9 protein-coding genes, 1 rRNA gene and 1 pseudogene are annotated in these 12,686 nt (G+C 74.4%); 3 read left to right on the top strand and 8 right to left on the bottom strand.

Annotated features, from left to right (window positions below):
* Window positions 1-52 precede the first annotated feature (52 nt).
* A complete protein-coding gene (locus tag AC5L3Z_RS23905) occupies window positions 53-220 on the bottom strand; it encodes a hypothetical protein (RefSeq protein ID WP_334531583.1) in 168 nt (55 codons plus the stop codon).
* Complete coding sequence (locus tag AC5L3Z_RS23900; RefSeq protein WP_494845174.1) at window positions 217-1,935, bottom strand: MmpA family trehalose lipid delivery protein; 1,719 nt, start codon at window positions 1,933-1,935, stop codon at window positions 217-219. Before AC5L3Z_RS23900 ends, AC5L3Z_RS23905 begins: the two co-directional genes overlap by 4 nt.
* 122 nt (window positions 1,936-2,057) lie before the next feature.
* Here AC5L3Z_RS23900 and AC5L3Z_RS23895 point away from each other — a divergent pair, with 122 nt between their 5' ends.
* Window positions 2,058-4,466: a hypothetical protein gene (locus AC5L3Z_RS23895; RefSeq protein ID WP_494845173.1), complete on the top strand. Its 2,409-nt coding sequence runs from the start codon at window positions 2,058-2,060 to the stop codon at window positions 4,464-4,466.
* Window positions 4,467-4,487: 21 nt separating this feature from the next.
* Here the strand turns inward: AC5L3Z_RS23895 and AC5L3Z_RS23890 are convergent, their stop codons facing one another.
* Complete coding sequence (locus AC5L3Z_RS23890; RefSeq protein WP_494845172.1) at window positions 4,488-5,243, bottom strand: FkbM family methyltransferase; 756 nt, start codon at window positions 5,241-5,243, stop codon at window positions 4,488-4,490.
* A 182-nt stretch (window positions 5,244-5,425) separates the two neighbouring features.
* On the opposite strand from AC5L3Z_RS23890, the pseudogene AC5L3Z_RS23885 reads away from it, so the two are divergent.
* Window positions 5,426-6,752, top strand: a pseudogene (locus tag AC5L3Z_RS23885) (polysaccharide biosynthesis protein).
* On the opposite strand, the gene nudC reads toward AC5L3Z_RS23885, so the two are convergent.
* Entirely contained in the window at window positions 6,646-7,563 is a 918-nt protein-coding gene (nudC, locus tag AC5L3Z_RS23880) for an NAD(+) diphosphatase (protein WP_494845171.1), read from the bottom strand. The pseudogene AC5L3Z_RS23885 and the gene nudC sit on opposite strands and share 107 nt — an antisense overlap.
* 155 nt (window positions 7,564-7,718) lie before the next feature.
* Here nudC and AC5L3Z_RS23875 point away from each other — a divergent pair, with 155 nt between their 5' ends.
* The gene (locus AC5L3Z_RS23875) at window positions 7,719-9,536 is read left to right on the top strand and encodes a VanW family protein (protein ID WP_494845169.1); all 1,818 of its coding nucleotides are present in this window, start codon (window positions 7,719-7,721) and stop codon (window positions 9,534-9,536) included.
* 64 nt (window positions 9,537-9,600) lie between these two features.
* On the opposite strand, the gene AC5L3Z_RS23870 is transcribed toward AC5L3Z_RS23875, so the two are convergent.
* The 4 genes from AC5L3Z_RS23870 to rrf all read right to left on the bottom strand — a co-directional run.
* Window positions 9,601-10,227, bottom strand: a complete 627-nt coding sequence (locus AC5L3Z_RS23870; RefSeq protein WP_494845168.1) for an NADPH-dependent F420 reductase — start codon at window positions 10,225-10,227, stop codon at window positions 9,601-9,603.
* A 752-nt stretch (window positions 10,228-10,979) separates the two neighbouring features.
* Window positions 10,980-11,561 (bottom strand): dihydrofolate reductase family protein, encoded by a 582-nt coding sequence (locus AC5L3Z_RS23865; RefSeq protein WP_494845167.1) that lies wholly within the window; start codon window positions 11,559-11,561, stop codon window positions 10,980-10,982.
* A 66-nt stretch (window positions 11,562-11,627) separates the two neighbouring features.
* Window positions 11,628-12,536 (bottom strand): helix-turn-helix domain-containing protein, encoded by a 909-nt coding sequence (locus tag AC5L3Z_RS23860; RefSeq protein ID WP_494845406.1) that lies wholly within the window; start codon window positions 12,534-12,536, stop codon window positions 11,628-11,630.
* Between the two features lie 75 nt (window positions 12,537-12,611).
* A 5S ribosomal RNA gene (rrf, locus tag AC5L3Z_RS23855) occupies window positions 12,612-12,686 on the bottom strand; the annotation flags it as partial.

Here is a 12,686-nt window from a genome sequence, read left to right as displayed (position 1 = left end):
GGATACGCGACCGGGGCGCCCGCAGTCAGCGGACGCCCCGGTCGACGGTGGTTCAGCGCGTGCCGTACAGGGTGCTCTCGGAGCCCTGCTCACTCACCGAAGTGCTGTTGAGCGCCTCCTGGGCGGACGGACTGAGCGCATTCGCCAGACCGACGGCGCCGAGCAGGCCGAGCACGACCCCGAGTACCCCGACGGCGACGAACGCGGGCAGGTTCCTCATCCACCTTCTCCTTCCGCGGGACTCGCGTCCCGGGACGCTACCACGCGCCGGAGCACCCGCGCAGTGCCCGAAAAACCGATGGCCACGACCACCGTTCCGGCCACCAGGTGCGCCCACCCGACCGGGCCGGGACCGGGCTGCGGCGCGGGGGCCACCCAGGCCGGATTCTCGTAGAGGGACAGCTCCGGTCCGGCGTGCGCCAGCCGCAGTCCGGCCAGGGCCGTCACCGGCACCGGCGGTCCCGCCGCCCGCTGCACCAGCACCCACCGCACGGCGGTGCCGGCCACCGGACGACCGGCGGCGAGCAGCTCGCGCACCCGGGCCGCGCGCGGGTCCTCCCCGCCGACGGCGACGTCCCCCACCCGCAGGGTGTCGTCGATCAGCACCGGCGCGGCGAGATAGCGGGGGGCCGGGTCGATCACCACCCGCCCGTCGTTCCAGGCGTACCGCTGGTACTCCTGGAACGGCAGCGAGACCACCTCACCCGGCCGGTCGGCCACCTGCCGCGCCACCACCGCCCAGTCCGCCGGGTAGTGGACCGGGGTCAGCCGGCCCAGCGCCCCGAAGGCCAGGTCGGGCAGGAGCGCCACTGGCAGCAGCGCCACGCCGACCAGCAGCACCCCGCCGGTGGTCCGGTCGAACCGCGCGGCCAGCCGGTCGGCGAGCCGTTCCGCGCCGAGCGCCCCGGCCACCGCCAGCGCCAGCGCGTACGGGACGAGCAGCTTCTGACCGTCGCGGACGAGCCCTCCCCCGGGCGCGGTGTCGACCAGCCAGCCGAGCAGCGCGGCCCCACCGGGCAGCACGCCGAGCGCCGCCACCAGCCACGACCCGACGGCCAGCAGCCCGAACCGCCCGGCCGCGCCCGCCGGCCAGCGCCGGCGCAGCAGGGGCACGCCGTACCCGGCGAGGAGCAGCAGCAGCGCGGTGGCCAGCGGCACCACGGCGACCTGGCGGGACACCGGCACGGTCAGGGCGTTCCAGATCCCGCCGGTGCCGGCCAGCGCGACCAGCGGCCCGCCCCAGTTCTCGGCGCGGGCGGCGAAGGCCGGCACCCCGGCCGGGTCGGAGCGGCCGCCGGTGGCGCTGCCCAACCCGGCCACCAGCCACGGCGCGTTCAGCAGCACCGTCGCCGCGACCGCCGTCCCGGCCCGCCGGAGCGCCCCCGGATACCGGCCGGGCAGCAGCACCAGCACCGCCACGAGGGCGATCAGCCCGCCGGTCGGGGTGATCGCGGAGACGGCGGCGGCCAGCAGCAGCCGGGGCAGCGCCCCGGGCCGGGCCGCGCGCACCCCCAGCGCCGCGGCCACCAGCCAGGGCAGCATCGCGTACGCCAGCAGCAGCCCCCACTGCCCGATCAGCAGCCGCTCGGCCAGGTACGGCGTCCAGGCGTACCCGAGCGCGGCGACCACCCGCACGGCGGTCCGGTCGGTGGGCACCAGCCGGGCGGCGCCGAGCACGGCCAGCCAGAGGATCGCCGCCAGCACCAGCCGTTGCAGCAGCCAGCCGGGCATCAGCTGGGTGGCGAGCGCGACCACCGCGTCCTGCGGCACCGCCCGGGGCAGCGCCGAGGCCGGGGCGATCAGCTCCCAGCTCAGCGCCGACCGGGGCACGAAGACCATGTCGTAGCGGAGCACGTACCCGGGCAGCGCGAGCGGCGCGAGCACCGCCGCCGTCACGGCGGCGGCCACGCCGTGGGGCACCAGCCGTTCCCGCATCCCTCGACCTCACCTGCCTGCCGGGCGCGACCCGGGCCGCGCTGGTGTGGCGGCCACTGTACGCGCGAACCACCCGTTGACCTGATGGGACGTCCGCCGACCGGTGTGGCAGTCTTCCCGCCATGGCATCGACCGGCGCTACCCCCACCACCGATCGGAGCGGCCTCCTCGGCGGCTGGACCCGGGTCCATCCGGTCCGGGCGGTGGCCGTGGCGATGATCCTGGTCAGTCTGGTCTGGCGGGCCCAGCTCGCGTCCCGCGGTCACCTCGCGGTCGACGACTGGGTGCTGATCGCCCGTGCCGCGGAGTCCGACCTGACCCCGGGCTTCCTGCTCACCCTCTACAACAACCACTTCATGCCGGCGGCCCTGCTGGTCACCTGGCTGGTGACCCGCGCCGCCGGCATCGCCTACTGGCCGTACGTGCTGCTGCTCACCGCCGCCCAGGCGGTGCTGGCGATCAGCTTCGCCCGACTGCTGCGCACCCTGGTCCGCCCCGGCTGGGCGCTGCTGGTGCCGCTGGCGGTGTTCCTGTTCAGCCCGCTCACCCTGGAGGCCACCTCCTGGTGGGCGGTCGGGGTCAACATGCTGCCGATGCAGATCGCCATGGTGCTCGCCATCGGCGCCCAGCTCCGGTACGTCCGCACCGGCCGGCGGCGGCACCTGGCGACGCTGGCCCTGGCGGTGCTGTTCGGGCTGCTCTTCTTCGAGAAGGCGCTGCTGGTGGTGCCGCTGGTCTTCCTGTTCACCGCGTTCCTCCTCGTCGGTGGCCCGCCGGTGCGCGCGGTGCTGACCACGGTCCGCCGGTACTGGCCGTCGTGGCTGGTGCTGACCGTGCTCTCGCTGGGCTTCCTCGCCCTCTACGGGTCCCGGGCGGAGTCGTCGGTGCGCCGGCCGGACTCGCTGGGCGAGGTGTTCTCGTTCCTGTGGCAGCTGCTCGGCTCCACCGTCGTGCCCGGCCTGCTCGGCGGGCCGTGGCGCTGGCTGCCGGCCGGCGACGGCGCCCCGGTGACCGCCCCGCCGGAGCTGGGCCGCTGGGTCGCCTGGGCGGCCTTCCTGGTGCTGGTGGTGGTGACCGTACGGCTGCGCCGGGTCGCCGGGCGGGCCTGGCTGCTGCTGGCCTCGTACCTGACCCTGGTGACCGCGCTGCTGGGCGCCACCCGGCTCGGCTCGATCTACAGCGACGTCGCCGGGGCCGTCCCGCGCTACGTCAGCGACGTCGTGGTGGTGGCCGCGCTCTGCATCGGCGTGGCCCTGCTGGGGCTGCGGTCCGCGCCGGACCGCTTCGCGACCGCCGGGGCGGCGTCGCCCGACCGCGACGGTGACCGCCCGACGGGACCGGACGACGACACCCCGACGACGGGGGTGGCGGGAACGCCGGACGACGAGGCCCGGGAGGCGGCGGGCGACCCGGAGCGCGTGACGGACCCGGCGGAACCGGACCGGGCCACGGCGGGGACGAGCGCGGGAACCAGCTCCACCGCCGGGCGGCCGGCCGACGACCCGGCGCACACCGGCAACGAGCCCGCTCCGGTCGAGGCGCCCGCGCCGCGGGTAGCCGTCCCGGCCGCCGCCTACCGGGGCCACGGCGTCATCCACGCCGAGTACGACGACGACGAACTCCCGGCGCCGGTCCGCCCCCAGGCGGCGCGGCCCTTCGACACCCCGCCCCAGCGCCCGTCGGCGTCGGCCACCGCGGCCGTACCTGCCCGGCCGGCCACCGGCGGACCGGAGCGGCCCGCTACCGGCGCACCGGGCCACCCGGGGACGCCGGCCGACGACCCGGACCACCGGCCCGTCCCGGTCGGCGCGCGGGGCGCCCTGCCGATCTTCGGTGACCGCGACCCGGACGACCCGCCGCCGCCCGCCGTGCTGGCACGCCACCGGGAAGCGGTCTCCGCCGGCCTGGCCCTCGCCCTGGTCGCCGGCGGTCTCGGCACCGCCTGGACGACGGCCCGGTTCGGTGACGAGTGGGCGGTGAAGAGCGGCCGGACCTACCTGGACACGGTCCGGGCGGAGCTGGCCGCCGCGCCCCCCGGCACGGTCTTCTTCGACCAGACGGTCCCGGGGGAGGTGGTGCCGGAGCTTTCCGGCCCCTACAACCGCCAGTCGCACTTCTTCCGCGCCCTGCCCGACGGGCCGGTCTTCGTCACCGAGGCGGAGACGCCGTCGCTGCTCGACCGGACCGGCCGCATCACCCCGGTCACCATCGACGGCCCGACCGCGCAGCCCGGGCCCGAGCAGGCCTGCGGCTGGAAGGTCGCCGACGGCGAGACGGTGCGGATGCCGCTGAGCGGGCCCCGGGACGACTGGTTCTGGGTGGTCCGGATCGGCTACCTCAGCTCCGGCGACACCACCGCCACCTTCCGGCTGGGCGACACGGAGAAGCGGTTCCCGGTGAAGACTGGGCTGCACCAGATCTTCTTCGAGTTCACCGGCGGTGGGGACACCGCCGAGTTGAGCCTCGCCGACCCCGACGTCACCCTCTGCACCAACGAGGTCGCGGTGGGCACCCCGACCCCGCAGCAGTGACCGGCCCGGACCCGGGCGGGCTCACTCCGGGCGGAAGAGCACCGAGTTGACGTACCGGGGGCGGGGCCAGAGGACCCGGCGGGCGAAGCTCTGCCCCACCCGGGCGATCGCCTCGCGCTGGTGCCGCCCGAGGTCGAAGTCGGCCAGCGGCACCCAGGTACGCCCCGGCAGCACGTACCCCCGGTAGCCCCAGCCGGTGAGCAGCTCCAGCAGCGGCTCGACCGGCTGGATCCGCTCCTCGACCTCGACGAGCAGCACCGGCCGGTCCCGGCGGATGGTCTCCGCGCCGCCGCGCAGCGCGGGCAGCTCGTGCCCCTCGATGTCGAGCTTGACGAAGCGCACGTCGGTGAGGCCGAGGGAGTCCAGGGTGATCCGCGGCACCTGCAACGGGTCGCCCTGCCCGGGATCCTCCAGCGAGGAGGTGCCGACGATCGCGCCGCCGTCGGGGAGGTAGAGCTCGGCGGTGCCCTCGTGGTCGGAGACGGCGGCCTCGACCACCTCGACGTCGGGGAACGCGGCGCGCAGCTGTCGGGCCAGCGGGGGCGTCGGCTCGACGGAGACGACCCGGTCGGCGCGACGCAGCAGCCGGGCCGTCCACGGGCCGTACCAGGCGCCCACGTCGAGGGCGGTGCCGCCGCGCGGGACGAAGTCGGCCAGCCGGGCCAGCTCCGGCTCCACCCGGGGATAGACCAGCCGGATCCCGTCCGCCACCCACCGCTCGGGGAGCTTCGCGGCCAGCCCGGAGGTCGCTGCCGCGGTCACGTTCGTCGACGCCATGGGGCAGCACACTAGACCGTTCCCGGCGGCGGGGGCAGGGGTCACCGGTGCGGGGCTGACGAGCCGGTCGGTCGACCGGTACCGTCTCCTGGTTCGGGCCGGGGCGGTCCCGGCCGCACACCGGCCGCGACGGGCTCGGCCCGCGCCGGCAGAGCAGCGCAGCGCAGGCGACCCGGGGCGGCATGACACAGACGATCGGCAGGGATTCCGGCGCGGCACGGCTCGGCGCCGCCGGCGCTGCCGTCACCGTGGCCACCACCCTGACCAACGCGCTCGCGTACCTGGTCCCGGTGCTGGGCGCCCGCCGGTTGGCCGCGGCGGAGCTGGGCGCGCTGGCCACCGTGCTGGCGCTGGCCGCGATCGCGGCCGTACCCGGCTTCGGCCTCCAGATCGCCGTCGCGGTGCACCGGGCGCGGCACGGCGCCACCCGCACCGGCCGGCTGGCACTGGTCACCGCCGCCCTCACCGCCGGGGCGACGGTGCTGGCGGCGCCCCTGCTGACCGTGCTGCTGCGGCTGCCGGCGGCGCTGACCCTGCTGCTCGCGGCGACCACGTTCGCCACCGTGCTGGCCGGTCGCTGGCTCGGTGAACTCCAGGGCGACCAGCGCTTCCTGCGCCTCGCCGCGGCGATGACCGTGCTCGCCGTCGGCCGCTACGGCGGTCTGGTCGCCGGCCTGGCGCTGGGCGGCGGCGCGGTCACCGCGCTGGCGCTCGCCGCGGTCACCGGCCTCCTCGCCCTGCCCGTGCTGGCCCGGCTCGCCGCCGGTGCCGGCGCCGCGCCGGACCCGGGCCCGCCGGGCGACCGCGACCTGCGCCCCACCCACGTGATGACCGCGTGCGCGGCCACGCTGGCCATGCTCACCATCTCGTACGCGGACCTGATCCTGGCCCGGCAGCTGCTCCCGGCGGCCGGCTCCGGCGCGTACGCGGTCGGCGCGGTGCTCACCAAGGGCGCGCTCTGGGCGCCGCAGGTGGTGACCCTGCTGGTGCTGCCCCGGCTCGCCCGGGGTGACCGCCGGGCCCGCGCGTCGGGGCTCGCGCTGATCCTCGCCTGCGGGGCGGCCCTGGTGACGGCCGCCACGCTCGGCGGGGAGCTGGCGTTCCGGCTGGCCGGCGGCGCCGACTACCTGCACCTGGCGGGCCAGGCGCCGCTCTTCGCCGCCACCGGGGCGCTCTACGCGGTGGTCTTCATGCTGGTCAACGACCGGGTCGCCAGCAGTGCCCGGTTCCCCGCCGCGCCGCTGTGGGTGGCCACCGCCGGCCTGACCGCAGCGGCCCTGCTGGTCGCCCCGCGCACGGTCGAAGGGGTCCTCGCCTGCGCCCTGGCCACCGCCGCGCTGACCGCCGCCGTGATGACCTGGCTGGCCTTCCGCCCCCGCCCCTGACCGCCGCGCCCGGCCGGTCAGTCGGCGGCGGCGAGCCAGTCGCGGAGCAGCTGGTGGTCGATCGAGTCGACCCGGCCCAGGGGCCGGCCGGCGGCGACCCGCTCACGCAGCTCGTCCCGGGTGAACCAGCGCGCCTCGAGCAGCTCCACGCCGTCGACCCGCACCTCCTCGGTGGCGGCGGTGGCCCGGAAGCCGACCATCAGCCCGGCCGGGAAGGGCCACGCCTGCGAGCCCTGGTACGCCAGTCCGGCGACGCTCACCCCGGCCTCCTCGGCCATCTCCCGCCGGACCGCGTCCTCCAGGCTCTCGCCCACCTCGACGAACCCGGCGAGCGTCGAGTACGCCCCCTCCGGCGCGCCGGCGTGCCGGGCCAGCAGGCAACGGTCCGGGCCGGCGGGCGCCTCCACCAGCACGATGACCGCCGGTTCGATGCGGGGGAAGATCAGCCGGCCGCAGCGCGGCGCCGCGCAGGCCCGCACGTGCCCACCGTCACGCGGCCGGGTGGCCGCCCCGCAAGTGCCGCAGTACCGCTGCTGGCGGTGCCAGTGCAGCAGGCCCCGCGCGTACGCCTGCACCGCCGCCTCGGCCGGGCCGAGCCGGCCCACCAGCGCCCGTACGTCGACCGTGCCGGCGGCGCCGGTGAGCGCCACGGCGTCGGCCTCGGCGCGCTCGGAGAGGTCCACGGCGAAGACCGGCGTCCCGTCCTCGAGGCCGAGGAAGACGGTCTCGTCGGCGGCGGCGAGCGCCCCGGCGGCGTCGACCCCGGTGAGCCGTACGGGTGCCTGCGCGACGGAGACCAGACAACGGTCCCGCCACAGGGGCAGCACCACCGCCGTCGGGTCGGTCAACCGCGCGGAGACCCACCCCGGGTCGGCGCGCAGCGCCCCGGCCCGGTCCAGCCAACCGCCCCCGTACGCCAGCACCCGATCGCTCACCCGGACACCGTGCCACGAACACTGCGCAAGCGCCGAACCGGACCCGACACGCGGGGGCGAGGATGGCCGAGCGCACGGTGTCGCCCCGACCGGGCGACGGCTACCGTAGGTGTCTCCCTGGGGGAGCAAGAACTCTGTGGTACGTCCCGATCGAGGTGGCTGTGACCCTGTACGGCGACAAAAGTCTCTCCGACGACCGGCCAACGGTGCAGGTCACCGCGGTTTCCTGGCCGGGCGAGGACGAGCAGGCGGGCAAGTCCGCCGGCTCGGGCCGGGGTCCCGGGTCGTGGTCACGACGCGCCCGCGTCCTGCTCGCCGGCGTGCTGGCCGCCGTGGTGCTGGCCGGCGTCGGCGGCGCGGCGGCGTGGGCGTACGCCGGTGACGTGCCGCGCGGCACGACGGTGCTCGGCGCGGAGCTCGGCGGCCGGAGCCGGACCGAGGCGGCCCGGGAGCTCCGGGCCGAGCTGGACCGGCGGTCCGCCACCCTGAACGCCCCGCTCACCGTTCTGGTGGGGGAGAAGGAGGCGCAGCTCACGCCGGCGGAGGTCGGGCTGGCGGTGGACGTGGACGCGACCGTGGCGGCGGCGGCCGAGGCGGAGGCGGGCCCGACGGGCCGGCTCTTCGGCTCCCGCGAGGTGAAGCCGGTGGTCACCGTCGACGCGGCCCGGCTCGACGCGAAGCTGCGCGAGCTCGTCGGCAAGCAGGGCCGCGAGATGACCATGCCGGCGATCATCTTCACCGGCACCACGCCCAAGCCGGTCTACCCGAAGCCGAGCCTGGCGCTGGACCCGGAGCGCTCCACCCAGGTGGTCCGGGACGGCTGGCTGGCGGGACGGCCGGTGACCGTGCCGCTGGTGGAGAAGCACCCGGCGACCACCCGTGAGGAGGTCGACCAGCTCGTCACCGAGCTGGCGCGGCCGGCGGTGGCCGCCCCGGTCACCCTGAGCACCGACAAGGGCTCGGTCACCATCCCGCCCGCCGCGATCGCCCGCGGCCTGCGGTTCTCGGCCGACGACGCCGGCAAGCTCACCCCCCGGGTCGACGTCAAGCGGCTCCGCGCCGCCCTCGGCGACCGGCTGGCGGCGATCGAGGTGGCGCCGAAGGACGCCGGGCTGACCATCGCGGGTGGCAAGCCGAAGGTCGTACCGGGTCGTGCCGGTAAGCAGGTGGACTCCGCCGCGCTCGGCCGGGACCTGCTCGCCGTGCTGCCGAAGTCGGACGGGCGGACGATCACCGCCACGCTCAAGACGGCCGAGCCGGAGCTGACCGAGGCGAAGCTGGCGGAGCTGGGCATCAAGGAGCGGGTCTCCACCTTCTCCACCCGCTTCCCCGGCGGGCTCTCCTCGCCGCGCAGCCAGAACATCATCCAGGCCGCCAAGGACGTGGACGGCACGATCGTCGAGCCGGGGAAGACCTTCTCGCTCAACGGGCACACCGGTGAGCGGGGCTACGACCAGGGCTACAAGGACGCCCCGGTGATCCTGGGCGGCAAGCTGGTGCCGGGCGTGGGTGGCGGTGTCTCGCAGTTCACCACGACGCTCTTCAACGCCAGCTACTACGCCGGCCTGGAGGACGTCGAGCACAAGCCGCACTCGTACTACTTCAGCCGGTACCCGGCGGTCATCGAGTCGACGATCTTCTGGCCGGACCTGGACTTCAAGTTCCGCAACAACACCCCGTACGGGGTCCTGATCGACACGTCGTACACCTCGGACACGATCACCGTGTCGATGTGGAGCACGAAGATCTACGACAGCGTGAAGACCGAGTACGGTCCCCGCCGCAACATCACCAAGCCGAAGACGGTCTACCTGGAGCCCGGCCCGAAGTGCATCGCCGCCGTGGGCAGTGACGGCTTCACCCAGGACGCCTTCCGGGTGATGAAGAAGGACGGCAAGGTCGTCAAGCGGGAGAAGTTCACCTGGACCTACGACGCCGAGCCCAAGTTCATCTGCGGCCCCGAGCCGTCCTGACCCCGGACACGAGGAAGCCCCGCCGGCTCGTCGCCGGCGGGGCTTTTCCATCTGGGGTACGACGTCAGGGTCGCGCCTTGGCCAGGCCCTGCCGTACGCCCTCGGCGTTGCGGTCGGTGCCGTAGACCGGCGTGTCCGGCTGTTGCCGCCAGCTCCCGTCCAGCGTCCCGGCGTCGACCGGGTCGAAGCCGAGCGAGTCGACCAGCTCCATCACCAGCTGCTTCGCTTCGGCGTCGTCGCCGGCCACGGGCAGTCCGATCCGGTCAGCCGAGCCGGCCGGGCGACCGTTCTCCATCAGGTGCGCCGCCTGGATGTTGTTGAACGCCTTGACCACCCGGGCGCCCTTGAGGTGCTCCGCGGTCCAACGGCTGGAGCTGAGGCTGCGGTCCAGCAGCTCGGGGATGTCACCGTCGCGCTCGGGGTAGTAGTTGTTGGCGTCGACGACCAGCTTGCCGTCGAACAGCTCGGCGGGCAGCGCCGGTACGGCCAGCAGCGGGATCGCCACGATCACCACCTCGGCGTCGCCCACCGCCTGCTCCAGGGTGCCGGCGGTCGCGCCCGTCTCCTGCGCCAGATCGGTGAGGCTCTCCGGGCCCCGCGAGTTCGCCACCGTCACGTCGTGGTCGAGGGCGCGCAGCCGCCGGGTCAACGTCCCACCGATGTGCCCCGAGCCGATGATTCCGATCTTCATGACACTCCTGCCTCCGCCGGTCCCGACGGTCAGTTCCGGTCGTACCGTCAGCAGGTACCCCGACCGGTCCGCCCCGATTGCGGACGAGGCGTACACCACGTCACGTTTCGCCATCACCCTGAGGGACACGTCGGCAGACGGCCCCGCCACGACGGTACCGACCCGGAGACGGCCACCCGGCCCGATTCGCCGATCGGGGCCGGTCTTTCCCGCCGGCCGTCCCGCGCCGGCGGGCCGCGCCCTCATCGCCGCAGCCCGCTCCACGGGCCGGGCCAACCAGGCGCCGCGGCTCCACAGCCCAGCCAAGAGCGCCGGGCAGGCCAGGCGCACGGGTCTTCGCGGCTCAGCCAGCCCAGCTCACGAGGCCCACCGAACCGACGGCCCCATCCCGGCTCTGCACAGTTGAGGGTGTAGTCGCTGGTTGGCTGGTGGCTGGCGCGTCGGTCCCGGGGTAGGTGTCGAGGTCTTCCGAGGATGGAGGTTCCTACGCCGCCCATCTGGAAGACCTCGACGTGCCTGACGCACGAGCCGCTGGGCCGGCCACCGACCACCCTGCCGCTCTTCCTGGGGGTCGACCAGAGATACGACGGAAACCGGCGACGAGTGATCTTGGGTTGAACTTGCCACAGGTGAGGTGCTGGGGCGGATCGGCGTCGGCTGCCCGACCAGGGACAGCGATGCGCAAACGCAGCCGGAGGCCGATCTGGTGTCACCGTTCGCAGTGGACTTCTTCGCGTACCCGCTCAGATCGGTCAACGGCGCACCCGATAGCGCAGGTGAAGCACCCGGCTGCCCTGAATCACCACGTCAGGATCCTCCAACAGGTGCTGCGCGTGGACCGACCCGAAGTAGCGCTTGCCGGACCCGAACACGACGGGTACGACGTCCATGCGCACCTCGTCGACCAGGCCCGCGGCAAGCACCTGGCCACCGACGTCGCCAGCGGCGACCTCGACCATGCGGTCACCCGCAAGCTCCTGCGCCTTGGCCACGGCTGCCTCGACGCCGTCGACGAAGTGGAACGGCGCCTCGGGGTCCCAGCCCTCGGGCTCCGGCCGGTGCGTCACGACGACCACGTGGTCGATCCCGCCCGGAGGCTTCCCGTCCCAGCCGTCCGTCATGTCGAAGACGTGGCGGCCGACGATCGTGACTCCGATCTGGTCCCAGTACGGCCGGGTGTAGTCGTAGGACGTCTGCGACACCTTCACCCCGCCGCTTTCGTCCAACGGGACGTCACCGCTGGACAACCAGTCGAACAGCGGTCCGGGCTGGTCATTCTCGTCCGCGACGAAGCCGTCCACCGACACCGAGCTGTACATGACCACCTTGCCCACGGGGCTCTCCTCTGCTGTGGGGTGCCCCCAAATTAGCGTGTCGTGAGCTGTCGCTCTTGTAAGAAATCAATTGGCCGGCAGCGGCCAGCTGTCCAGCACGTGGCCGGGATGTTCGCGCAGGAACCGCCGCCGGACTTCGACGTACCGGGTCGGCGTGAGCCCGGTGATCGCCCGGAACTCGTGACCGAAGTGGGCCTGGTCGAAGTAGCCTGCGCGACCGGCGAGGTCGCCCCAGTCGATCGGTCCGGCGGGGTTGATCGAGAACACGGTGGCGGCGAAGCGGTAGGTGCGGGCCAGCCGCTTCGGCGTGACGCCGATGAGCTCCTTGAACCGCTGTGCCAGATGAGTGCCGCTGACACCGGCTGCCACCCTCAGGTCGCCGATCTTCACCGCCCCGCTGGTCGCCGCGATGACGCTGCTCGTATGGCGGACCAGTCCCAGGCCGGTGGTTTCGCCCAGCCGTCGCATCAGCTCCTCCTCGAGCAGCGTCAGCATCTCGTGCGGTCCGTCCGCCGTGGCCAGCCGGTCTCGCAGCTCAGCAATGGCGGGCCGACCCCAGACCTGCTCTACCGTCACCGGTCGGTCACACAGCTCGGCCGCGGGCATCGGCAGGAACGGCGCCATCCCCCACGGCTTGAAGTGCACGCCGACGGACCGGGTCCGGAGTGGGTAGCCGAACTCCGACGCGCGGGTGGGCATGGTGACCACGCAGCCGTCGGCGTACTCGGCTGGCTCGATGTCGGTGCCGGCGCGGATGCGGAACGGCGCCCCGAGGTTGACGATGAGCAACGCCGCCGGCATCGGCGGCAGCGTCAGCCGGGCGTACGGCGACGCACCCTCCAGGTAGTAAAGGTCGTCGATCAGCCCGTCCAGCGGCGGTCGCGGCACTCTGGACACGTACTCCACGCCCACATCATCGCCGACGCCCCGCCGGCATCGCGCGCCGAAATGGTCCAGCCGCGCTGTCGCCAGCATCGAGCCGGCGCCGGTTTCTAGTGGTGGAACGCATTCAGGCCCACCCCGCAAGGGGTGGGCCTGAATGGAATGGTTGTCCGGCGGCGTCCTACTCTCCCACACCCTCCCGAGTGCAGTACCATCGGCGCTGGAGGGCTTAGCTTCCGGGTT

This window comes from Micromonospora sp. LZ37, assembly GCF_059359015.1.
This window is presented reverse-complemented; position numbering and strand designations above follow the sequence as displayed.

Excerpts from the sequence above, each read along its gene's own strand:
- AC5L3Z_RS23860 (WP_494845406.1), bottom strand. The coding sequence starts at position 12,536 with ATGCTGGCGACAGCGCGGCTGGACCATTTCGGCGCGCGATGCCGGCGG.
- AC5L3Z_RS23900 (WP_494845174.1), bottom strand. The coding sequence starts at position 1,935 with ATGCGGGAACGGCTGGTGCCCCACGGCGTGGCCGCCGCCGTGACGGCG.
- AC5L3Z_RS23870 (WP_494845168.1), bottom strand. The coding sequence starts at position 10,227 with ATGAAGATCGGAATCATCGGCTCGGGGCACATCGGTGGGACGTTGACC.
- AC5L3Z_RS23905 (WP_334531583.1), bottom strand. The coding sequence starts at position 220 with ATGAGGAACCTGCCCGCGTTCGTCGCCGTCGGGGTACTCGGGGTCGTG.
- AC5L3Z_RS23890 (WP_494845172.1), bottom strand. The coding sequence starts at position 5,243 with ATGGCGTCGACGAACGTGACCGCGGCAGCGACCTCCGGGCTGGCCGCG.
- AC5L3Z_RS23895 (WP_494845173.1), top strand. The coding sequence starts at position 2,058 with ATGGCATCGACCGGCGCTACCCCCACCACCGATCGGAGCGGCCTCCTC.